The organism is Moorena sp. SIOASIH, assembly GCF_010671925.1.
Classification (GTDB): Bacteria; Cyanobacteriota; Cyanobacteriia; order Cyanobacteriales; family Coleofasciculaceae; genus Moorena.
The window spans coordinates 519994-542546 of record NZ_JAAHIH010000004.1; the positions used below are offsets into that span (position 1 = coordinate 519994).

Below are 22553 nucleotides of genomic sequence, written 5' to 3' on the forward strand. Positions count from 1 at the left end.
AATCTTCTTTGATATTACTTTTTTTTTGTAAAACTTAATGGCACAAATCGGCAAAGTTAATTGCCGAATTCTGAGATAATTATTGCCGAAAAGTGCAATAGATAGGATTTTAATTTGAGGTATTAAACATTGATGGATTGTCAACGGTAATAGGGAACTTCGGCATAACCAGTAATCTATAAAAACCCAAGCTTTGAGGTGATTCGCGAAGAGTATGATCTCATTAGTTAGTGCAGGAATTCTTCTACACACTCCCGACTCAAAACTAGCCGTCCATCTGCCAGTCTATATACCTGTTGAGGTTCTACAATCGGATCACCGATTTGCCAAGGGCGATCTGGTTGGGTGCTCGGGCTAGAGCTACCATCACTGGGTATGGTGCGCACTGTGCCAGTGGCAAAGGGTGAAATGGTACCACTTCCCGGAGCAGTGGGTTTTCCACCGCTGCCAGTAATGATGAAGCTACCTGGTTGCTCCCGACTACGAAAAATGCAGCTATTGGAGAGCAAAGTAGTGGTGTCAATCTGATTGTCTGGTAAGAAGGTCAGGCTGTTTTCGATGATGCTGGCGTCGATAGTGGTGCCAATCCGTCCTCCATCGAAAACCAGTAACAGTTGTGTATTAATCTCCAAGGAACCCCCCTTTCCGGTTGAGTCTTTGAAAGCTTGGTCAAATATACCGCTGGGAAACTTACCATCGGCGGAGACACCAATACCAATGACTTGCACCAATTCTGAGGCATTGATGGTTAAAGAACCTGCATCTCCTTCTGCAAAGGTAATGGCGCTAACCTGTCCTCCATCCTTAAGCAGTAACTCTTGTGTCTTAATCCTTACCGAACCCGCATCTCCTTCTGAGAAGGTACTGGTACCAACCAGCGCTCCATCTTTGACAGTAACCGACTTAGCCTCAATGGTAATTTCCCCCCCTTTACCTGAACCAAAAGTATGACTTGTGACGAAGAAGTCATCCTTCAACAAAATCTCCTGGTTTGCCACCAGCTTGATTTGACCCCCCTGCCCAGAACCAGAAGTAATAGCGACAATCAAGCCCTGATTATCAGTCAAGCTATTAGTACCAATGAGCATGATATCAACACCAGAGTCAATAATCACATCCCCGGCATTTCCGACTTCACTACTGGTATTAATTGTGGTTACCTCAATCGAACCAGTCACAGCAGCATTGGGTTGGTATTGATTGGTGAGGAACACCTGACCATTGGGCTGCTCAATAATTACCTCGCCAATCTTTATATTTGCCGTGGTCGGAGCCTCCGACAACACCAGTTGATTAGGGGTGGGATTGCCAGTAATGCCAATCGGGTTACCGATATCTGTGGTGCCAGCCCTAATATCTAGGGTTGGGCGACTACTACCATCTATTGATATGGTGGTGCCATTGGATAAGGTGACGGTTTCCTGAATATTATTGGTGGGATCAGAACCTGTAATCTTGACATTATCAATCGTTACCGAACCACCGGCGAAAATGTGTAGGGACGCACCATCATAACTGTTAAAACTGACATCCCCCGCTGAGCGAATAATCGGGTCATGGGGACTTGACAAATTCCCCAAACTCCCATCTATGTCCTCAATCGAAAAATTCCCTCCACTCCAATAGTGGGCATCCCCTGTGATCGGGTTACTGGAACGCAACACCATATCCCCTAGTGAAAACAACCCACTATCCGGATGAGTTAAAGCCAATATATCTATGGTTTGGTTACCCATTAGCAATAGTTTTCCCCCAGCTGCTGCCACAAAAGGTAGCGCTACACTATCGCGACCCTTCAGGGTTTCCATGGCCAATAGGGTCAAATTCCCCCCAGCTGATAGCCGACCCTGTAAATCTAGATTCAATCCGGAAAGGGTTAAATCTTTCCCCACTGCCAAGGTGCCAGTATTGATAATATTCCCTGACACCGAGGCGACCTGATTAAAAAACAATGCTCCTGGATTAATGGTTAGTAAACGGCTACTTTCCGGTTCGGTGGCACTAAAATATCCATCTTCTCCCCATGCGTACGCACTGGCGGTACTTCCTACAAATGAACCCTGCACATCCAACCTAGCGTTCGCTCCAAATATAATCCCATTGGGATTGAGCAAAAACAGGTTAGCTGCGCCATCTACTCCCAAGGTTCCTTGAATATCGCTTGGATTCATTCCGGTCACCCGCGACAGGATATTCTCAATGCCAGCTGGATTAGCCAGATAAACCCGCAACCCCTGACCGACATTGAATTGATCAAAACTGTGAAATAGGTTTACTCCCCGTTGAACTCCCCCTTCAATCAATGCTGCTGGCAATCCCTTTACAGAAGCGTCAGGAATCACAACTGTTCCATTAGCTCCCAAGGTATCATCTGGTACGATATTGCTCTGAGCATGGGCTTGATTACTAGTAGATGGGATTAACAGTGACAGTGTTAGTGAACTTGCCATGCCTACTGTACTTACCAATCCCAGCGAGCACCGACTCCGCGTAGTTTGCCTAATCACAGCACCCATCCTTTCACAACTAAGTGATAATTTTGTGGCTTTAATTATTATCTCTCCAACTGGTTACCAATCTTCTTTGATATTACTTTTTTTTTGTAAAACTTAATGGCACAAATCGGCAAAGTTAATTGCCGAATTCTGAGATAATTATTGCCGAAAAGTGCAATAGATAGGATTTTAATTTGAGGTATTAAACATTGATGGATTGTCAACGGTAATAGGGAACTTCGGCATAACCAGTAATCTATAAAAACCCAAGCTTTGAGGTGATTCGCGAAGAGTATGATCTCATTAGTTAGTGCAGGAATTCTTCTACACACTCCCGACTCAAAACTAGCCGTCCATCTGCCAGTCTATATACCTGTTGAGGTTCTACAATCGGATCACCGATTTGCCAAGGGCGATCTGGTTGGGTGCTCGGGCTAGAGCTACCATCACTGGGTATGGTGCGCACTGTGCCAGTGGCAAAGGGTGAAATGGTACCACTTCCCGGAGCAGTGGGTTTTCCACCGCTGCCAGTAATGATGAAGCTACCTGGTTGCTCCCGACTACGAAAAATGCAGCTATTGGAGAGCAAAGTAGTGGTGTCAATCTGATTGTCTGGTAAGAAGGTCAGGCTGTTTTCGATCAGGCTGGCGTCGATAGTGGTGCCAATCCGTCCTCCATCGAAAACCAGTAACAGTTGTGTATTAATATTCAAGGAACCTGCATTTCCGGTTGAGTCTTCGAAAGCTTCGACAAATATACCGCTGGGAAAACTACCATCGGGGGATTTACCACGGACTTGCACCGGTTCCGAGGCATTGATGGTCACATTACCTCCATCTCCTTCTCCAAAGGTAACGGCGTTAACCTGTGCTCCATCCTTAAGCAGTAAACTTTGTGTATTAATATTCAAGGAACCTGCATCTCCGGTTGAGTCTGGATTAGCTTGGGCAAATATACCGCTGCCAAACTTACCATCGGGGGATTCATCAATGACTTGCACCGATTCCGAGGCATTGATGGTCACATTACCTGCATCTCCTTCTGCAAAGGTAGTGGCGCTCACCTGTGCTCCATCCTTAACCAGTAAACTTTGTGTATTAATCATCAAGTCACCCCCATCTCCGGTTGAGTTTGAATTAGCTTGGGTACTGATCAGGCTGGGAAACGTATCCTCGCCAGAGATACCAATACCAATGACTTGCACCGATTCTTTGGCATTGATGGTGACATTACCTGCATTTCCTTTTCCAAAGGTATTGGCGCTAACCAGTCCTCCATCTTCAACCAGTAACCGTTTTGTCTTAATCCTTACCGAACCCGCATTTCCTTGTCCAAAGGTACGGGTGCCAACCACTGCTCGATCTGTGACAGTAACCGACTCAGCCTCAATGGTAATTTCACCCCCATTACCTGAACCAGAAGAATCACTGGTAGTATCACTGGTGACGAAAAAGCGATCGCTTAACAAAATCTCCTGGTTTGCCACCAGCTTGATTTGACCCCCCTGCCCAGGACCAGAAGTATCAGCGAAAATCACGCCCTGATCATCAGTACTAGTACCCTTGAGCATGATATCCTCACCCGAGTCAATAATCACATCCCCGGCATTTCCGACTTCACTACTGGTATTAATTGTGGTGACCTCAATCGAACCAGTCACAGCGGAATTGGGTTGGTATTGGTTGGTGAGGAAAACTTGACCATTGGGCTGAGCGATCATTACCTCGCCAATCTTAATATTTGCCGTTGTCGGAGGCTCAGAAAACAACGGTTGATTAGGCCGTTGATTAAGGGTGGGATTGCCAGTAATGCCGATCGGGTTGATAGCTGTGGTGCCAGCCCTAATATCTAGGGTCGGGCGAGTACTACCATCTATTGATATTTCAGTGCCATTGGATAAGGTGACGGTTTCCTGAATCTTATCTGCGGGATCAGAGCCTGTAATCTCCACCTTCTCAACCGTTACCGAACCACCCGCGAAAATGTGTAGGGACGCACCTTCATAACTGTTAAAACTGACATCCCCCGCTGAACGAATAATCGGGTCATGGGGACTTGACAAATTCCCTAAAGTTCCATCTATTTCCTCAATCGAAAAATTTCCTCCACTCCAATAGTGGGCATCTCCTTCAATTGGGTTACCGGAACGCAACACCATATCCCCTAGTGAAAACAACCCACTATCCGGATGAGTCAAAGCCAATATATTTATGGTTTGGTTACCCATTAGCAATAGTTTTCCCCCAGCTGCTGCCACAAAAGGTAGCGCTATACTATCGCGCCCCTTCAGGGTTTCCATGGCCGATAGGGTCAAATTCCCTCCAGCTGATAGCCGACCCTGTAAATCTAGATTCAATCCGGAAAGGGTTAAATCTTTCCCCACTGCCAAAGTGCCAGTATTGATAATATTCCCTGACACCGAGCCGACCTGATTAAAAAACAATGCTCCGGGATTAATCGTTAGTAAACGGCTACTTTCCGGTTCAGTAGCACTAAAATACCCATCCTCTCCCCATGCGTACGCATTCGCTGTACTTCCGACAAAGGAACCCTCTACATCTAAACTGGCGTTCGACCCAAATATGATTCCATTGGGATTGAGCAAAAACAGGTTAGCTGCGCCATCTACTCCCAAGGTTCCTTGAATATCGCTGGGATTTATTCCGGTCACCCGCGACAGGATATTCTCAATGCCAGCTGGTAATCGCAAATAAACCCGCAACCCTTCTCCCACATTGAATTCTTGAAAACTGTGGAATAGGTTGACTCCCCGTTGAACTCCTCCTTCAATCAATTCTGCTGGTAATCCGTTTACAGAAGCGTCAGGAATTACCACTGAACCATTAGCTCCCAAGGTATCATCTGGTACGATATTGCTCTGAGCATGGGCTTGATTGCTAGTTGATGGAATAAAGTGCGACAGTGTTAATGAACTTGCCATTGCTACTGTACTTACCAATCCCAATTGCGAGCACCGACTCCGCGTAGTTTGCTTGATCACAGCACCGATTCCTTAACAAGTAAGTAATAATTTTATGGCTTTAATTATTATCTATCAAACCGGTTACCAATCTTCGTTTCTGTTACTTTTGTTTGTAAAACTTAATTGCCTAATTATGCTCCAATTACACAGAATGCTGCCCAGTGGTAGGGGTTTTGGAAGGGTTGCTCATGGGGGTTAAACCAATCCAGTGCTTGTTCAATCTTTTTCATCAAATAGTTGTCTAGGGGTAACTGCCTACTCCAGGCTAGCAACTGAGACTGGGTGCTATCCCGCAGCCAGAATTGCGCTTGGTTAAGGGCAACTGCTAAAGGTATCTGCTCTCCCAGATTCTGATAAAATTTAATCATCAACAACGCTGTGGATAAATCGTTTACCATCCACAAGCTACTAACTACTGCTGGACTTCCGGCAACTAGGAAACCACTGGGTAACCCAATGTATTCATCGCTAATGTTAGTGTAATCAATTAATCCCGTTTCACAAGCGGAAAGGGTGACCAGGCGACATTGTTCTAATTGTAGGTCAAAGACGTCATCGATAGTCAGACATTTCTCTAGGTCAAAGATTTCCTCTTCACTTATCCGTAAATAGCGCTCTGGATTGGGTTCAGCAGCTGGGGATTTTTTGGCTTTTGCCAGAATTAGAGCCGATTTCCGTGGTTCTTGGTAATTAAAGTAACCGTGACAGCTAAAATGTAAACAGTGGTAACTGTTGAGAGCTTTGCTATCTATAGCGGCTTTGGTAGCAGCGTTTTCCACAAGAATTTCTGTATCTGGTGGTGGATTGAAGTAGCCTTTAATCACGTCTACTTCGATAGGAGTGTAAACTAAATCAGCACTGGGGTTTTGAACCGCAAACAGGTGGGTAAACTCTTCTGGGCGTTGTCTGGTTTGAGTAAGTTGGAGTAGTTGACAGCTAGGGGCGTAACTTACCCCTGCTGGAAACCGATCCATCAGAATTTTAGAGTTACCTTCTCCCTGTTGACTGTTGATAGGTAAAGCATGAAGCGGCAACAAATGTAAATACTGATGGGGGATTAAAATTAATCTATTGCACTTTTCGGGAATTTGCTGAATTATGTTATCAATGGATATAATATCAGCTAGCTCATCTAGACGGTTACTCAGCTCGTTTTGCCAATCAGCTTTTTCGGTTTTATAAGCTTTTAAATATTCATTTTTCCAAGTTACCAATTTTTTCAAGTCTTGGGGCTCATATTTCCAAACTATGGGCTTTTGAGTTTGGCGGGTGAAGATGAAAGTGAGCAGCTTATCCCATGTAATGTAAAATTCTACAATGGCAGTTTGGTCATCTAAATTGTTCTGAAATTGCTCAAGGTTAAAGCTAGACCCGATAGGTAAATAGTGGTCTTGTAAATCATTGCGCTCCTGTCGCAACTGTTGGAGATGTTGTGCCAAGGCAGTTGGATTGTCAGCCTTGCCCTGTTGGATTTGGTTCTGACCTGCCGCTATTTCATCCCTGTATTGTTCTAGTTTAGTAAAAACATCTGGGGGAAAGATGGTTTTCAGGTCACGACTGAGAATCTTTTCAACTAAATTCCGGGTTTTGCTCCGTTCAACATATTGAATGGCTTCGGTGATATTATTTAAGTCTAGGCAAGTTTCTACTATCTGACCATAAACTTGGTTAAAGTATTCCGCTTGCTTGCGTTTGCTTTCATCACCAGAAACGATTTCTTCCCGCAAAGATTCTACGGTGTCAATGGCAAATTTAAATTTGGTGTAAGCGGAGGTGAATAGGTTACTCTTTCGGTAAGTCAGCCCTAGGTTGAATAAAGTTTCTGCATGGCTTTGCGGAAATGCCTCAAAGGTATAAACTCTAAGAGCTTGTTGGTAACAAGCGATGGCATTTTCACTATTCTGTGCTTTCTCACCTTTGATTCGGTTACGGTAAGCATTACCGAGATTATTTTGTGTCGTTGCCCAATCAATAGGAAATGCCTCAAAGGTTCTGACTCTAAGAGCCTGTTGGAAACAAGCGATGGCATTTTCACTATTCTGTGCTTTCTGACCTTTGATTCGGTTACCGTAAGCACTACCGAGATTATTTTTTATCATTGCCCATTTTTCTGGAAATGCCTCAAAAGTATAAACTCTAAGAGCCTGTTTAAAACAAGCGATGGCATCTTCACTATTCTGGATTTTATCCCCTTTAATTCGGTCAAAGTAAGCAATACCAAGATTATTTTGTGTCATTGCCCAATCAATATAAAATGCCTCAAAGGTATAAACTCTAAGAGCCTGTTTAAAACAAGCGATGGCATCTTCACTATTCTGTGTTTTATCCCCTTTGATTCGGTAAACGTAAGCATTTCCGAGATTATTTTGTGTTGTTGCCCATTTTTCGGTAAATGCCTCAAAGGTTCTGACTCTAAGAGCCTGTTGGAAACAAGCGATGGCTTCTTCTATGTTCTGTGTTTTATCCCCTTTGATTCGGTAAACGTAAGCACTACCGAGATTATTTTGTGTCATTGCCCATTGTTCCGGAAATTCCTCAAAGGTTCTGACTGTAAGAGCTTCTTTGTAACAAGCGATGGCTTCTTCTATATTCTGTGCTTTCTCCCCTTTTATTCGGTCAGAGTAAGCATTTCCGAGATTATTTTGTGTCATTGTCCAATCAATAGGAAATGCCTCAAAAGTATAAACTATAACAGCCTGTTTGTAACAAGCAATGGCCTGTTCAATATTCTGTGCTTTCTCACCTTTGATTCGGTCAAAGTAAGCAATACCGAGATGATTTTGTGTCATTGCCCAATGTTGGGGAAATGCTTCACGGGTGAAAACAGTTAATACGACTTCATAGCCAGTGATGGCAATTTCTATATTGCTGGCTTTATCACCCAAGGGGAATTCCTGAATTAGAGTGCTGAAAAACCAAATAACTGCTGTTACGTATTTTGCTTCATTTGCTTCCGCTTCCGCTAGGATAGTTGTTCCCAAAGCCCGCAATTTTTCTGCTAACTTCTGATTAAGTTTGTCTGTATTTGATTTCAGTAATGGGTAAACTACCTGCGCGTCACCCTCACTTTCTGCGGTTGCTTGTAGCACCTCTAAGAGAAAGTCAACTTGGCCATCAGATGTATTGTCAGCCATTGCCATCCACTGCTCTACAATAGTTATTCAAAAAATAGACTTATTTAAAGCACCCTGGATTTACCAATCTTCCGCCATTGCCAACACTGTCTGCTGCTATCCCTTAGGGAAAGGTAAGAGGCAGATTTTGATAAATTTTTTATTTATAGCATTTTTCAATTGGGTGAAGTTTTTAGAAAATAGGGAACATTTCTATGTGAATGGTTAACCGTAAGCATTCAGCCGTCAGCCGTCAGCCGTCAGCCGTCAGCCGTCAGCCGTCAGCCTTCAGCATTCAGCTGACGTAACAAAGATTAAACGAATGCTTACTTGTTTTATTTAAAAGCTGATAGCTGATAGCTGATAGTTGATACGCGACACGCTGATAGTTGATAGCTGATAGCTGATAACTGATACGCGACACGCTAATAGCTGATAGCTGATTGCTGACAGCTGATACGCGACACGCTGATAGCTGAATGCGACACCTAACCGGATGTTACTTATCCGTTAACTGGTTCAACCAATTGGTCAAATCCACTTCGGTTTCAAAATCTAACAACGCTTCTCCTAAATCCTCCAACTGGTCAAAGGATAATTCCTCAATTTGATTTTTTAATTGGGGATTGATTTCACCTAGGCGACGGCTAATTTGACGCTTAATTAAATTAAGCTCATTGCGCTTTCCTTGTTCTAATCCCTGTTCTAATCCCCGTTCTAATCCTTGTTCTAATCCCTGTTCTAACCCTTGTTCTAATCCTTGTTCTAATCCTTGGCGAATAATTCGTTGATAAACTACTGACTCTTGCATCATATCCTCCCGAAAATAAGCTTGAATTAACTGCTCATCAAATTTCACTCCAGCCAACAGTTGCACGCAAGCAGATAGGTTACGCTGCTGTTGTCTATCTTCAATCATATATACCAAAGGGAACAGGGAACAGGGAACAGGGAACAGGGAGTAGGGAGCAGGGAGCAGGGAGCAGGGAGCAGGGAGCAGGGAGCAGGTAATAGGTAAAAAATAATGTGTACCTCATAGCTAAGATAAACGCTATAATAGGTAATAGGATAAAAATATTATGAGTTGCTAAATTAAGGAATTAATGCGCGTTCATCTGCTTTTATTCAAGCCTGCTAAATGCCCCAATTTTACCGTGGATATAAGTACGGTTTACCCGGCCATTGGATAGCTAACTGGTGGGACTTTTAGAGTTTTTATTCCAGCCTGTTATATTACCAATATTTAATTGAAAATGCTATACTATTTTGTATCAATGTATCATAATTATTTTACATAAACTAGTAAAAACCATGACTATTGAAACAGAAATTTTACAAACAGTGGAGAAAATGCCAGAAACCCTAAAACAAGAACTGCTCCATTATGCCAAGTATCTGATGGAAAACTACTCCCAAGATGTTTCCCCAGAGCAGCATACTACTAAGAAACGTCGTTCAGGTATCTTAAAAGGAACCTTTGTGCTACCATTACCTGATGATTTTGATGAACCCTTAGACGATTTTAAGGAATATATGGAATGAGCTCTTTCCTGTTAGACACTCATGCATTTATTTGGTTATCTGAAAATGACCCAAATTTGCCTAATAAACTAAGAGACATGATTGATGCAGCCGATAGCGTTTATCTGAGTATTGCTAGTCTCTGGGAAATTGCGATTAAATTGAATCTTGGTAAGTTATCACTGCAACGAAGCTATCAAACCATTGAATCTGAACTTCAATCATCAGATATTAGTTTACTACCTATTGAATTTATCGACACCCTGCAAATTTCTAATCTACCCCTACATCATCGTGATCCATTTGATAGAATGTTGATTGCTCAAGCCATGAATAAATCTCTGGTTTTGATTAGTCGGGATAATAAATTTGATGCTTATCTAATTCAAAGGTTATGGGTTAGTTGACTGACTGATAAACCTGTAACCATTCAGCCATTTACCAAAGGCCATATGATTACATTTTTAAAGAGCTTATAAGCGATTAACTGTAGGATAATCGCTTTTTTTATTCGCCCCAAAACTTCCCAAAAAAACTTTAAAAAACCCTTGACATTTAAAAATATAATCATTACAATAATCATTGTAAACCAAGTTGGATTTTTTCACAATGTCAGAACAATTTACTCGCAATTTCAAGAAACAACCGACTCAGCACACTCTCAAAGGTCCTCGTGAATCAGTAATCAATAGTATGCAGATGCTTTATGCCCTAGGGTATGCAGAAATCGCGGAGTGGACTCCTCTAGAACCAACCGATATTCCAGGAGAAGTAATTACTACTATGACCAAGTATTGGTTATTGCCATAACACCTTAAATTTCTGGGGGGGGGAAACCCCCCTTGGCCAAGGAAATTTCTGACATATGTGATTGAAATAGCCGTGGATAGTATTTCTACGGCTATTTTTTTTTGCTCTTCCGTACTTGTTATGCTAAATTAACACTTTGGTGAAGGGAGTAGGGAGCAGGGAGTAGGGAGCAGTGGAAAAAGGCAGTATTTAGAAATTTTTGTTCATTAAATAGCCTCAGAACTCTTGTCGAGTAAGCTTTAGGATTTTTTTAACTGGAAATTTAGCAATTCAGGTACTGAAGAACCTTTTTTTTGTAAGCTATAGCAATCCGATCTGATTCGTGAAATAAATCGGCTGCTTTAATGCAGAAGGCATAAGGCAGATGATATAGGAGTTGGAGCTAGTTTTTAAGAAGTGCAGTGATTTTACAAATGATTTAGGATTCCTATATGAGGTACACAGGATTATTTTCCTCTTACCTTTTACCTCTTACCTACTCCCTACTCCCTACTCCCTACTCCCTACTCCCTACTCCCTACTCCCTATTCCCTACTCCCTATTCCCTACTCCCTTTGCTATCATTTAAATCTGCAACTGGAATTCTCCCATGATCCGCCAATCCAGTGTCCGTATCGTTCTAGGACTTCTTTTCCTCTCCAGCCTCACCATTAGCCTGTGGCTCGGTCATCTTTCTTCTACCACCTGGCAACCGCAAGTGGGAAACCCAGCCACAGCTCAATCCCCTGATGCTAGCCAACTTGTCCAACAAGGGGTGGAACACTACCAACTGGGAGATTTTACTAGCGCTATAGAGTATTGGCAAACTGCCCTAACTACTTATCAACAAACCAACAACCGCCCTAACCAAACTATTGTTCTAGAAAACCTAGCCAGAGCTTATCAGCAAATTGGTCAAATCGACCAAGCCATTAACTACTGGGAAAAAGTCATCACTAATTATCAGCAACTGGGGGATTTACAACAGGTAGGGCGGATGCTTACCGAACAGGCTCAAGCTTATAGTAAATTGGGGCAAAATCAAAAAGCGATCGCATTATTATGTGGTACCATTAATCACGATCACCCCTGTGTGCCAGAAAGTGCTTTAGAACTGGCTCACACCCATCAAGACCAACTTGGAGTTGCTGCGGCTCTGGGGAGTTTAGGGGATGCTTATCGCCTCAGGGGCAAGTACGATATAGCGATTAACTATCTCGAAGAGAGCTTAACAATTGCCCAAGACATTGACCACCTTGCCTATCAATCCTCAGCCCTGAATAGTATAGGCAATGCCTACAGTAGCAAAGCTCAGCTCAGCTATCGTCGGGCAAATTCTGCTGAAAAAATCGGCTACAAAGAAAAGGCTTCGGAACTCGAAGCAAAAGCTAAAAATAACGATAGCGAAGCACTAAAGTATTTTCAGAAAAGCCTCGACCTAGCTATTATTCAAAACGACCAATCCGGTCAAATGCGGGCAAGGCTTAATGAGATTCCCCTGTACTATCGCCTCGATAAATCTAGCGCTAGTGTTAGAGAATGGCAAAAAGAATGGCAAAAAGCCTACTCCCTCTTGGAAAGTCTACCAGATTCCCAGGATAAGGTTTATGCTGCCATTGAGTTAGCTAACCTGTTGCAACCGATTGCTCCGGCTCATGAAACCAGTCCCTGGATGCGATGCTATCAGCCCAAACTAGAACCCCAGGCTACTGCACTCCTCGCTCAAGCCGTTTCAATAGCGCAACGGATTAATGACCACCGCTCCCAATCCTTTGCCCTAGGGGAACTGGGTCATATCTATGAGTGTCGTGACCAGTATACGAAAGCCCTAGAGTTAAGCCAACAGGCTCGATTAGCAGCTGAGCAAAACTTGCTGGCACAGGATAGTCTGTACTTGTGGGAGTGGCAAACAGCACGGATTTTTAAGGAGCAGGGGAAAGTAGATGAGGCAATTGGAGCCTATGAAAAAGCGATCGCTACTCTCGAAACAATCCGTAGCGATATCCTAACTGCCAGTCGAGATGTCCAATTTGATTTTATTGACACCGTTAACCCAATTTACCGACAGTTAGTGGAATTGAGGTTAGAGGGAGATCAAACCTTACTAAAATCAGCTTCACCCGATGTGCGTACTCAGAATATTAACATTGTCCTGAAAACCTTTGATGCTCTCAAACTAGCAGAATTACAAGATTATTTTGGTAACGACTGTGTGTTACCAGCAGTGAATCCAGCCAGAGTTGACCTAGTCAGTACTAGAACAGCAGTGATTAGCACCATTATCCTGAAAGACCGAACTGCAGTAATTTTAAGTCTGCCGAATGGTGAAAAGCAATGGTCGTGGATTGATAGTAATCGCGAAAGTCTAAGAGAAGACATTAATAAATTTCGTAAAGAACTAGAAAGCTTTTTTGAGCCTTACAATTCCCAACAAGCACAAAAAATTTACAATGGGTTAATTCGTCCTTTTGCCAATCAATTAGAACAAGCTCAAATAGAAACCCTGGTCTTCATCAATGATGGCATCCTACGCACTGTGCCAATGGCAGCCCTCCACGACGGCGAAAAATTTTTAATTGAACGCTATGCGATCGCAACCACTCCCACCCTCACCCTGACTGAGCCTAAACCATTAACCCCTCGGAGTTGGCGAGCACTGGTGTTGGGCTTAACCAAAGAAGCTATTGTCGATGGTCGTGAATTTGAAGCCTTGAGCAATGTATCCACAGAAGTTAAGGCAGTGACACAAACCATACCAGATAGCAAACAGCTACTGGATGAGGAATTTACCCGCGATCGCTTACAAGAAGAATTAGGTGCAACGGTTTACCCGATTATTCACATAGCTACTCACGGTGAGTTCGGCACTGAACCGGAGGATACTTTTATAGTCATCGGGGAAAATGATCAACTCACCATTGATGAATTAGATCGGGTAATTCGCAGCGTAGCTAGTACTACTGAGCCAGTGGAGTTAATCTCCCTCACTGCCTGTCGAACCGCCACTGGTGATGACCGAGCAGCATTAGGTTTAGCAGGTGTAGCTGTTCAAGCAGGAGCCAGAAGTGCCTTAGCATCGCTTTGGTTCATTAATGATCAAACTACTGCCCAAATTGCTGCCCAATTCTACCAGGGTTTGCGACAATTAAACTTAAACAAAGCCCAAGCGCTTCGTGCTGCTCAAATCGCTTTACTTGAAGCAGGAGGACAATATGCTCGCCCCGCCTATTGGGCACCTTATCTAGTAATTGGCAATTGGTTGTAATCTTAGGTCTCTAAGAGGTCTATGAATCAGTATTCTACTACTATTATATGGATATTATATGAAATAGCTAGATGCCATAGTGTCCAACCAACTTGAGTCAACCTGCGTCTCCTGCACACCTAGTCTAAGGATTTTTGGCCCTTGGTGGCAGAGCGTATCCAAAAAGCCTGATCATTGTGCGCACCCCGCTCTTGCCTAGACGGGGCTTCCAAACATCGGACGATTTTTTGTGAGTTGAGTTAGACAAACTCCTATATACTAACCAATGACTGCTAAACAGCTTGCTACCCTCGTGAACAAAGTTCCTATTCTCAGTATTGACTTAGGTCGCACCTCTACTAAAGCTTGTATCAGCCGTTACCCCGATGGTGTAGTGCTCATTCCTGCCAACGTTGCCCATCTCACCGTTGAGCAAGTGCGTCGGGGTGGGTTTGAAACTCGACAGGGTGACCCTCTATTAGATATTTGGCTGGAGTATCAAGGCAAAGGATACGCCATTGGACAACTAGCCGCTGACTTCGGAGCTAACTTGGGTGTTGGTCAATCGAAAGTAGAAGATGCCTTGATAAAAGTCTTTGCCTGCATAGGACATTTCGAGCTTCAAGGTGACTTGGCAATTATCATGGGATTGCCCTACCATTCCCAAGAGCAGTTTGAGCGTGAAAAAGAGGAATTAATTGGTATCCTGGCTTCCCCTCATGTCATGTACTACAGAGGGGAACAAGTCTCGATTACGATTAAGAAAGTTTGGGTGATACCAGAGGGCTATGGTAGCTTGATCTGGGTTGAAGTTCAAGAGAACGATCCATCGGATGGCGGATTACACGACCGTTCCGTCGCCGTTGTGGATATTGGCCACCAAACCACTGACTTTATCATGGCAGATTCGTTCCGATTTGCTAGAGGAGCATCTCAGAGTGAAGCGTTTGCCATGAATGAGTTCTATGATCAATTAGCTGCGCAAATTCAGGGAGCTGACAGTCAATCGTTGCTATTAATCAAAGCGGTTAATCGTCCAGAGGGAGAGCGCTTCTATCGTCCTAAAGGTGCTGCTCAGCCCACAGACCTCGACGAAATTATACCGAGTTTGCGCAAAAGTTTTGCCCGTGAACTGTCAGATCGCTTGCTCGCTTGGCTACCAGAACGCACCACAGACGTAGTGGTGACTGGTGGTGGTGGACAATTCTTCTGGAATGATCTTCAACTTATCTTCAAAGAAGCTAGACTGAAGGGTTACTTAGCTCAACCCTCTCGAAAAGCCAATGCTTTGGGACAATACATTTATGGAGAGGTGCAAAAGCAGTCAGCATCTCGATAAATTGTATTGTAATTATCCGCTAGCATTATAGGCATAATTCCCATGGCAGCGATCGCAAAAAAAGTAAATAAAACAGTAGCATTTACCACTAACCGAGAGGATCAATCCCTACTAAAGGCAGTGGAAAAAGAACTAGCTAAGGGTCAGTATCCTAGCTTTAGCATGTTCTGCAAGCAAGCTCTCCAAGAGTTTCTGTTAAGACCAGAATCCTCTCAGGAAAAGGCATCCTCCCAGGAAGCAACCGAGGAAACAACCGAGGAAACAACAGGTGTTGGAAATCTTGAAGATAAGCTAACCCAACTGCAGCAGCAATTAACTGAAGTGGTACAGGCGTTATCGGTTCAGAGTCCTAGCCAACTGAATAATCAGCTAAGTGATCTGACTCAACGGCTTGAGGAAATAGACTCTAATACAACTGAACAATTGACGCAGTTACAACAGCAGCTTGGGAAATTAGAGCAGGTTCTATCTACTGAAGAATCTTCTGATCAACTCGATGATCAATTGACGGCCTTAATCGAACAGGTGAAGCAAGTGGATGACCGTTCTCATCAACAACTCGAACACTTAAAACAGCAAGTTGCTGGTGTAGAAACGGTGCTGTCGAATTTTAGTACGACGGATTTGTCTGGGGTAAGAGAACAGGCATCCACAGAAAAAGCTACTAGAGATTCAGATCGGACGGCTCAAGCAGGATTCGAAAAAGAGGCTGATCAATCTGATCCGTTACTAAGTCGCTTGGGTTCTTTATTAGAAGATTTTTAGTTAACTGTAGTTATGAAACGAGTTGGACTGCTGTTTGGTGGTGTCTCAGGAGAACACGAAGTTTCCATTAGTTCTGCAAGAGCGATCGCAAACGCTCTGGGTGCCGACGAAAATGCCTCTAAGTACGAATTGCTGCCAGTGTACATTCAAAAAAATGGCATCTGGACAGTTGGAGAAACTATCGCACAGGTTTTAGACTCGGGAACCCCCCTGGAATCTGCTCCTAGCGGTAATGTCTGGCAATTTCCTGCCCTTGTCAGTGAGGTAGATGTGTGGTTTCCCATCCTCCATGGGCCGAATGGGGAAGATGGCACAGTTCAGGGATTACTAACCCTGATGGCAGTTCCCTTTGTGGGTAGTGGTGTTTTGGGTTCTGCTGTAGGCATGGACAAGCTGGTAATGAAGACAGTATTTGCTCAGGCCGGATTACCCCAAGTCAAATACATGGAAGTTTTGCGGACGCAAGTTTGGTCTGATCCCTGTGTATTTACCAAACTCTGTGACCAAATTGAGGAAACCTTAAACTATCCCTACTTTGTCAAACCAGCTAATTTAGGCTCATCGGTCGGGATTGCCAAAGTGCGATCGCGTTCTGAATTAGAAGCCGCCTTAGATCATGCTGCTAGTTATGACCGCAGGTTGATTGTAGAAGAAGGAGTAGTAGGGCGAGAAGTAGAGTGTGCTGTACTAGGGAACGATCATCCCAAAGCCTCAGTAGTTGGTGAAATTACCTATGAGAGTGATTTCTATGACTACGAAACCAAATACACTCAGGGTCAAGCGGACTTGTTAATCCCCGCTCCCTTGCCCAGTGACGTGACTACCCAGATTCAGGAAATGGCAATCCAGGCTTTTACTGCCGTTGATGGGGCTGGTTTAGGACGGGTAGACTTCTTTTATGTCGAAGCCACTAGGGAAATCTTCATCAACGAGATTAACACCTTACCAGGTTTTACAGCAACCAGTATGTATCCCCAACTGTGGGCAGCTACAGGTGTTTCGTTTCCAGAATTAGTGGATCAGTTAATTCAACTAGCAATAGATCGGGCTTGAATCTTACTCCTTAGGGAATATCATGGGAAAGGCTATCTCAAAGATTGACCTGAGTTAAACAATTTGAGGAGAGAAACTTGGAACGGACATTTCTGATGGTTAAGCCGGATGGTGTACAACGGAATCTTGTTGGTCAAATCATCCAGCGTTTTGAGACAAAAGGTTTTACCCTAGTTGGGCTGAAGCTGATGAGCGTCAGCCGTGAACTTGCCGAACAGCATTACGCTGTTCACAAAGAGAGACCTTTCTTTCCCAAACTAATCGAATTCATCATCTCTGGCCCTGTAGTAGCAATGGTCTGGGAAGGAAATGGAGTAGTGGCTTCCGCAAGAAAGATTATTGGTGCTACCAAACCTCTGGAGGCTGAACCAGGAACCATTCGGGGCGATTATGGGTTAGACACAGGTCGCAATCTTATCCATGGCTCAGATGCCATTGAGACAGCGCAGCAGGAGATTAGTCTTTGGTTTAAGGAAGAAGAGCTCGTTAGCTGGGAACCAACCATAACCCCTTGGCTTTACGAGTAAGATTCACATTCACCTTTAGACCGGAAGTCCAACGCTCTACCCATGTTTGGTGAGCGTTGGTATAATTGATTGGGAGATGGCGGAATTTTTACCGACTCTTGTCAAAAGCAGTTAGCGGCTAGCTTCTTTTGCCCTTTGGTCTTTCCTCAAAGCCGGTTGCGCTTCGTTCTCTACAGGAATTGACTCCAGGTTTGGGGTCTTAGACTTTTCAGAAAATCCCCACATGAACACTAGGGCAATAGCAGCAATCATTAACCATTCCGGTGGCACTAATTCCGGTTTAATCGCTCTGACCAACAGGCGCAATCCCACAAAACCCACGGTGATGTAGCCAGCATCCTCCAGATAGACATACTCTTTCAACCAACGAATAAATAAGCCCGCCATGAAGCGCAGGGTAATTACCCCAATGGTGCCACCAGCAATAACCAGCCAGGTCTGGTCAGAAATTGCGATCGCTGTCGTGACACTATCCAAGGAAAAAGCTAAATCCGTTACAGCAATTAGGGGAATTGCCTGCCATAGAGAAGTAAACTTCGGGCCATGATGGTGATCTTCTTCATCTTGATCAGAGGTGAAATACTCAAAGACCAACCACAGCAGATAGGCAGCTCCCAATAACTCAAACTGCCAAAACTGCACTACCCAAGTGGCTGTGAGAATCAAACTGATTCGTAGGACATAGGCAACTGCTAAGCCCAAGTTAAGAGCATGGCGTTGAAGTTCTTTGGTTTCTAAGCCTTGGGAGATCGCAGCTAATGCGATCGCATTATCAGCAGACAGTACAGCTTCTAGTGCCACCAGAATCAACAAAACCACAGGAGCCTCAAGCCCAACATTAAACGATGAGTTAAGAATTTGGTCTAGCATTAAAAATTATTAAGGTCTTAAAGGGTTAACTTAGTATATGTAATATATGTAATCGCCTAAATTGCTAAAACTGTGATATCTAACTTAATTAATCTTAACATTTAATCAGAATTTGAGTGCGGTGCGACCCCAGGGAGGTTCTAACGCCCACGGGAACACGGACCCGCGTCAAAGGTAATAGCTGTGATCGTAATTTGAGATAAAACCAAGCTAAAAGGATTCTAGTATCTGGATAGGACAAGTTATTGTGATAGAATTCCAGAACTAGCCCAATTAGTTGGCTAATGGTATAGAATATCGCTCAAATAAAGGAGATTGTATACGATGCCTATTTCAGATGCGCAAGTTATCGGAGCTCTATTCCTGGCTTTGATTCCGGGATTTCTAGCATTCCGGCTGTCTACCGAACTTTACAAATAGTGCTGGGAAGCTCAAAGCCTTGCTTCTAAGCGCTTCGGATCTAGAGCGGACAAAGGATAAACAAAATAGTTTCGGTGACACCACCGATAATCTAGGATTATCGGTGGTGTCACTGAAACCAATTAATAAATCGCGAATCACCTCAAAGCTAGTGAAATCCATGGGGAGATGGAAAAAAGGGGAAGAACCTTGCTAGCTCAGTCGTTAATTAAAAACAGGGGTTTAACCCCCCAGTTAGTTTATCAATAGTATCGTTTGATCGGTCAGCACTACCAAATACCGCAATTGAGCGCTTTTTGAGGGGTTTCCGGGATCCAAATTTCCCAGGAATCGCTGCAAACGTCAGTGTACCGGGGAACGTTAATAGATATTTCCGATATTATAACCAATAATTCTGAATTATTCTCCTGACTGGAAGGTCGTTTCCCTTGGATTGGAGTCAACACCAGGAAATTTATGTGTCAAACTCACGTTATGCTAAGCTCTTAGTCTATTTGGGGACTTGATTCTTCCAGAAAGACTATTCTTTCGCTAAATTATCTGGCTAAATAAAAGGTGCATACTAAAAACTCTATCTTAATCAACTCAATAATAAACCCAAGGGCGCTGGTGTGCCAGCGTGGCATTGTAAACGGAAATGAACGCAATCCAACCCCCTCACTCAACTCGGGTACCATCAAAACCTCGCCGAAGAGTTCCTCGAATCAAGCACCGTCCGCAGCGACAGTCATACGGGGCAGTTGCTGGTGAAACTACGGCTAAGTTACTTGTTAACCTAGTTCTTTGTGCCGCTGCCATTACCGCACTAATGGAACTATTGCCTTATCATCTCTCACAGCAAGCCAAGTTGCGAGAAGTCAAACGAGAGGTGAAGCGAACTGAAACACGAGTGAATAAATTGCGCCGTGAATTCAGTCGCTCTTTTGACCCCAGGCAAGCCCAGAAAGTAATGCGAGAGCAAAGCTTACGACGTGATCCGAATCAGGTTCAGGTCGTCTGGCAAGATCCAGACTGAGGGCCAGACTTAGGGGATGGAAATTAGTTATACTTCCGGTGGGCATAAACTCAGCTAAAGGTAATCGGTCCAGTTTGCTCGGTGCGAACGCGCCCCGCGTGGCCTACGGCCAAACGCGCCCCGCGTCTCCTAGGTCGAATCGCTCTTTGGGAGGCAAGAGCTAACCACTAACCCCTTTAAGCTCTCAGTGGCTTAAGCAAATCATTGATCCAATTTTCCACTTTCTCGCGCAAGGAATCAGAAGAACCGGACTTGGGCAGCCACTTCAGAGCCTTTTGATAGTCACTGATGGCACAGTTCCAGTCACCCCTGAGATGGTAAGTACGCCCTCTCTGAGCATAGACATGGTCTTCCAGGCATCCTAGCATTAGAGCCATGTCAAGGTTTTCTAGGGCTAAATCGTACAATCCCAATTCCCGGAAGGTGATCGCTTGGTTAATCCAGGTGCGGATATTTCCTGGATTGAGATCAATAGCTTGCTCGTAGTCGGTGAGGGCTTCAGCCAGTTGCCCAACTGATGCATAATAATTAGCGCGATTGTTGTAAGCTCTGTCCAATGTTGGATCAATTCGCAGTGCCTGATTGTAATCAAATAGGGCTTTGTAGGGCTGACCACTTTGGAAATACAGCAATCCCCGATTGTTGTAGTCTAATGCACTGGTGGGATTGAGATTAATCAACTGGGTTAACAATGCGATCGCACTGCTGTAATCCCCTTGTTTCACTTTCGAGTTTGCTAACGTGCGCAGGCTTTTCACAGAGTGTATGTGGCTTTTTCTAGGCACTAGCCTCACTGGTGCTAAATGCCTGTGGTTTTTGCGGGACATTGGGAACCACTGTCGATTTTGGTTTTGCCGATTTAGAAAAGTAGGAGCATTCATATTTGCCTCAACCTCATTTGCAGCCTATCTAGATTCAACCTTACGGCTAACAGCACCCAGCTGGTTGGTCTTAATGTGTCACTTATTCATGCGTCTTCGGTGTACCCAAGAAAACCATCCAGATTGTCCCTGGGACTTGGGACTCTTCTTTGAAGACTACAGCAGTAATAAAACAGTTTCCTGAAAGACGAATTAATTTTGTGGAGATTATTTTATAGAGGGACTGGGAGTGGACACTTTTGGGAAGATGCACAATTCCCTAGGGGTTTGGGGTTTGGGGTTTGGGATTTGGGTGTCATGACTGAACTGCAGCTATAGCAGAAAGCGGATAGATGTGTTCAAAATAGTATAGTTACTATTCCATAGCATCCACTCTCAGGAGGAAATCCTGTGCCATCCCTTCCACCTTCAATTCCACCTGTGTCTTCGCCCCCAACCAACCCATGGCTGCGAATGGTAGGGATGTGGCTAGCAGTTGCTGTGATTGGTGCAGGGCTAGGTTGGTCATATCAAGAATGGCAAAGTTATCGAAATACACTATTACGCTTAGAAGAGATTCAGAAGCACCGATCAGAACGGGAATATGAAGAATGCATCAATAAAGCCACGACTATTCCTGAAAATTCCCCTATATATCAACAGACTCAGCTTATTTTCGATGAGTGTGCCCAGAAACTATTTGGCAAAGCTAAGATACTAGCTGCAGCGAACCAATTTAAAGACGCAATTATCGAGGCCAATAAACTGACCCCAGATAGTGCTCCTTACCAAGAGGCACAACAGTTAATTAATCAGTGGTCTAACAGCCTATTTCAGAAAGCTACCAAGCTGTATCAGGAACAAGGGAAGCTCAATGAAGCCATTGCTCTAACTCAGGTGATTCCTGAAACTAATCTGATTCGTCAAAAATTACCGGAGACCATTGCCCAATGGAAACAAGAGTGGGCTGTGAATGTATCGATTCGCAAACAAGCACTTCAAGCCCTGGAGGCAGGTCAATGGCAACAGGCTAAGCAAAACGCTAGGAGGGTGACCACTAGCTATTGGCAAAAGAAAGTTGAACCAATTATAGACAGGGCAGATGCTAAAATTTCTACCATAGAAGCCCACAAAGAAGCTCAACGAGTCAGACGACAAGCCCAACAAGAGGCTCAACGAGTCAGACGACAAGCCCAGCAAGAGGCTCAACGCATAGCCAGAGAAAAAGCACAACAACAAGCTCAGGAGCAGGATCGACGTAGACAGCAATGCATTAAGCTGGTAACGAAATACACTGAAGAGAATGAGTGGGCTCTCAAAGAGTATGAAAGGTTAAGATGTGATGATTTTCCCCATGAGCTATTTTAATCAAGCCATCGGGTTGTTCTGATCCTAGAAACTAGGTCCGTTGGCACGGGCTTGATTAGGAATGATACCATTAGGGACTTCCAAATATAGCAGAAGTCAGAAGTCAGAAGTCAGAAGTCAGAAGTCAAACTCTTGCGCTTACTTAGGTTTGAGACTTTTGTCATGTCCGCGCCTGCCCTGGCGACTGCTAT

Annotated in this window: 20 protein-coding genes; 13 read left to right on the forward strand and 7 right to left on the reverse strand. The window is 44.0% G+C overall.

Annotation, left to right across the window (positions count from 1 at the left end; translation table 11 throughout):
- Positions 1-227 precede the first annotated feature (227 nt).
- The 5 genes from F6J90_RS23615 to F6J90_RS23635 form a co-directional block, all read right to left on the reverse strand.
- The gene (locus tag F6J90_RS23615; protein ID WP_293099009.1) at positions 228-2450 is read right to left on the reverse strand and encodes a filamentous hemagglutinin N-terminal domain-containing protein; all 2223 of its coding nucleotides are present in this window, start codon (positions 2448-2450) and stop codon (positions 228-230) included.
- A gap of 352 nt (positions 2451-2802) precedes the next feature.
- The gene (locus F6J90_RS23620) at positions 2803-5436 is read right to left on the reverse strand and encodes a filamentous hemagglutinin N-terminal domain-containing protein (RefSeq protein WP_293099012.1); all 2634 of its coding nucleotides are present in this window, start codon (positions 5434-5436) and stop codon (positions 2803-2805) included.
- Positions 5437-5609: 173 nt separating this feature from the next.
- Positions 5610-8612 (reverse strand): CHAT domain-containing tetratricopeptide repeat protein, encoded by a 3003-nt coding sequence (locus F6J90_RS23625; protein ID WP_293099015.1) that lies wholly within the window; start codon positions 8610-8612, stop codon positions 5610-5612.
- 478 nt (positions 8613-9090) lie between these two features.
- Complete coding sequence (locus F6J90_RS23630) at positions 9091-9510, reverse strand: DUF4351 domain-containing protein (RefSeq protein ID WP_293099017.1); 420 nt, start codon at positions 9508-9510, stop codon at positions 9091-9093.
- Positions 9503-9628: a hypothetical protein gene (locus F6J90_RS23635; protein ID WP_293099020.1), complete on the reverse strand. Its 126-nt coding sequence runs from the start codon at positions 9626-9628 to the stop codon at positions 9503-9505. Before F6J90_RS23635 ends, F6J90_RS23630 begins: the two co-directional genes overlap by 8 nt.
- 274 nt (positions 9629-9902) lie before the next feature.
- Between F6J90_RS23635 and F6J90_RS23640 the strand changes: the two genes are divergently transcribed.
- The 9 genes from F6J90_RS23640 to ndk all read left to right on the forward strand — a co-directional run bounded on the left by F6J90_RS23640 (position 9903) and on the right by ndk (position 17829).
- Complete coding sequence (locus F6J90_RS23640; RefSeq protein ID WP_293099023.1) at positions 9903-10133, forward strand: DUF2281 domain-containing protein; 231 nt, start codon at positions 9903-9905, stop codon at positions 10131-10133.
- Positions 10130-10519 (forward strand): type II toxin-antitoxin system VapC family toxin, encoded by a 390-nt coding sequence (locus F6J90_RS23645; RefSeq protein ID WP_293099026.1) that lies wholly within the window; start codon positions 10130-10132, stop codon positions 10517-10519. The genes F6J90_RS23640 and F6J90_RS23645 overlap by 4 nt, the downstream gene beginning before the upstream one ends.
- A 202-nt stretch (positions 10520-10721) precedes the next feature.
- Positions 10722-10922, forward strand: coding sequence for a hypothetical protein (locus tag F6J90_RS23650; RefSeq protein WP_293099029.1), 201 nt, complete (start codon positions 10722-10724; stop codon positions 10920-10922).
- Positions 10923-11353: 431 nt separating this feature from the next.
- Entirely contained in the window at positions 11354-11515 is a 162-nt protein-coding gene (locus tag F6J90_RS23655; protein WP_293099032.1) for a hypothetical protein, read from the forward strand.
- Positions 11512-14166 carry a CHAT domain-containing protein gene (locus F6J90_RS23660; protein WP_293099035.1) on the forward strand — a complete coding sequence of 885 codons (2655 nt, stop codon included), beginning with the start codon at positions 11512-11514 and terminating at the stop codon, positions 14164-14166. Before F6J90_RS23655 ends, F6J90_RS23660 begins: the two co-directional genes overlap by 4 nt.
- Positions 14167-14431: 265 nt before the next feature.
- The gene (locus F6J90_RS23665) at positions 14432-15484 is read left to right on the forward strand and encodes a ParM/StbA family protein (RefSeq protein WP_293099037.1); all 1053 of its coding nucleotides are present in this window, start codon (positions 14432-14434) and stop codon (positions 15482-15484) included.
- Between the two features lie 42 nt (positions 15485-15526).
- The gene (locus F6J90_RS23670) at positions 15527-16249 is read left to right on the forward strand and encodes a hypothetical protein (RefSeq protein WP_293099040.1); all 723 of its coding nucleotides are present in this window, start codon (positions 15527-15529) and stop codon (positions 16247-16249) included.
- A 12-nt stretch (positions 16250-16261) separates the two neighbouring features.
- Positions 16262-17302, forward strand: a complete 1041-nt coding sequence (locus F6J90_RS23675; protein ID WP_293099043.1) for a D-alanine--D-alanine ligase family protein — start codon at positions 16262-16264, stop codon at positions 17300-17302.
- Positions 17303-17379: 77 nt separating this feature from the next.
- Positions 17380-17829 carry a nucleoside-diphosphate kinase gene (ndk, locus tag F6J90_RS23680; RefSeq protein ID WP_293099046.1) on the forward strand — a complete coding sequence of 150 codons (450 nt, stop codon included), beginning with the start codon at positions 17380-17382 and terminating at the stop codon, positions 17827-17829.
- 111 nt (positions 17830-17940) lie between these two features.
- Here the strand turns inward: ndk and F6J90_RS23685 are convergent, their stop codons facing one another.
- Positions 17941-18699 (reverse strand): DUF475 domain-containing protein, encoded by a 759-nt coding sequence (locus F6J90_RS23685; RefSeq protein ID WP_293099048.1) that lies wholly within the window; start codon positions 18697-18699, stop codon positions 17941-17943.
- Between the two features lie 324 nt (positions 18700-19023).
- Between F6J90_RS23685 and psaM the strand changes: the two genes are divergently transcribed.
- The 3 genes from psaM (at position 19024) to F6J90_RS23700 (ending at position 20134) form a co-directional block, all read left to right on the forward strand.
- The gene (gene psaM, locus F6J90_RS23690) at positions 19024-19119 is read left to right on the forward strand and encodes a photosystem I reaction center subunit XII (protein ID WP_071986952.1); all 96 of its coding nucleotides are present in this window, start codon (positions 19024-19026) and stop codon (positions 19117-19119) included.
- Between the two features lie 19 nt (positions 19120-19138).
- The gene (locus F6J90_RS23695) at positions 19139-19315 is read left to right on the forward strand and encodes a hypothetical protein (RefSeq protein WP_293099052.1); all 177 of its coding nucleotides are present in this window, start codon (positions 19139-19141) and stop codon (positions 19313-19315) included.
- Between the two features lie 441 nt (positions 19316-19756).
- Positions 19757-20134 (forward strand): hypothetical protein, encoded by a 378-nt coding sequence (locus F6J90_RS23700; protein ID WP_071105010.1) that lies wholly within the window; start codon positions 19757-19759, stop codon positions 20132-20134.
- A 176-nt stretch (positions 20135-20310) separates the two neighbouring features.
- On the opposite strand, the gene F6J90_RS23705 is transcribed toward F6J90_RS23700, so the two are convergent.
- Positions 20311-20928: a tetratricopeptide repeat protein gene (locus F6J90_RS23705; protein WP_366513885.1), complete on the reverse strand. Its 618-nt coding sequence runs from the start codon at positions 20926-20928 to the stop codon at positions 20311-20313.
- Between the two features lie 477 nt (positions 20929-21405).
- Between F6J90_RS23705 and F6J90_RS23710 the strand changes: the two genes are divergently transcribed.
- Positions 21406-22362 carry a hypothetical protein gene (locus F6J90_RS23710; RefSeq protein WP_293099059.1) on the forward strand — a complete coding sequence of 319 codons (957 nt, stop codon included), beginning with the start codon at positions 21406-21408 and terminating at the stop codon, positions 22360-22362.
- The last annotated feature ends 191 nt before the right edge of the window (positions 22363-22553 follow it).

Coding starts and splice junctions, on each gene's coding strand:
- F6J90_RS23615 (WP_293099009.1), bottom strand. CDS start 2,450: ATGGCAAGTTCACTAACACTGTCACTGTTAATCCCATCTACTAGTAAT.
- F6J90_RS23620 (WP_293099012.1), bottom strand. CDS start 5,436: ATGGCAAGTTCATTAACACTGTCGCACTTTATTCCATCAACTAGCAAT.
- F6J90_RS23625 (WP_293099015.1), bottom strand. CDS start 8,612: ATGGCTGACAATACATCTGATGGCCAAGTTGACTTTCTCTTAGAGGTG.
- F6J90_RS23630 (WP_293099017.1), bottom strand. CDS start 9,510: ATGATTGAAGATAGACAACAGCAGCGTAACCTATCTGCTTGCGTGCAA.
- F6J90_RS23635 (WP_293099020.1), bottom strand. CDS start 9,628: ATGAGGTACACATTATTTTTTACCTATTACCTGCTCCCTGCTCCCTGC.
- F6J90_RS23640 (WP_293099023.1), top strand. CDS start 9,903: ATGACTATTGAAACAGAAATTTTACAAACAGTGGAGAAAATGCCAGAA.
- F6J90_RS23645 (WP_293099026.1), top strand. CDS start 10,130: ATGAGCTCTTTCCTGTTAGACACTCATGCATTTATTTGGTTATCTGAA.
- F6J90_RS23650 (WP_293099029.1), top strand. CDS start 10,722: ATGTCAGAACAATTTACTCGCAATTTCAAGAAACAACCGACTCAGCAC.
- F6J90_RS23655 (WP_293099032.1), top strand. CDS start 11,354: ATGAGGTACACAGGATTATTTTCCTCTTACCTTTTACCTCTTACCTAC.
- F6J90_RS23660 (WP_293099035.1), top strand. CDS start 11,512: ATGATCCGCCAATCCAGTGTCCGTATCGTTCTAGGACTTCTTTTCCTC.
- F6J90_RS23665 (WP_293099037.1), top strand. CDS start 14,432: ATGACTGCTAAACAGCTTGCTACCCTCGTGAACAAAGTTCCTATTCTC.
- F6J90_RS23670 (WP_293099040.1), top strand. CDS start 15,527: ATGGCAGCGATCGCAAAAAAAGTAAATAAAACAGTAGCATTTACCACT.
- F6J90_RS23675 (WP_293099043.1), top strand. CDS start 16,262: ATGAAACGAGTTGGACTGCTGTTTGGTGGTGTCTCAGGAGAACACGAA.
- F6J90_RS23685 (WP_293099048.1), bottom strand. CDS start 18,699: ATGCTAGACCAAATTCTTAACTCATCGTTTAATGTTGGGCTTGAGGCT.
- psaM (WP_071986952.1), top strand. CDS start 19,024: ATGCCTATTTCAGATGCGCAAGTTATCGGAGCTCTATTCCTGGCTTTG.
- F6J90_RS23700 (WP_071105010.1), top strand. CDS start 19,757: ATGAACGCAATCCAACCCCCTCACTCAACTCGGGTACCATCAAAACCT.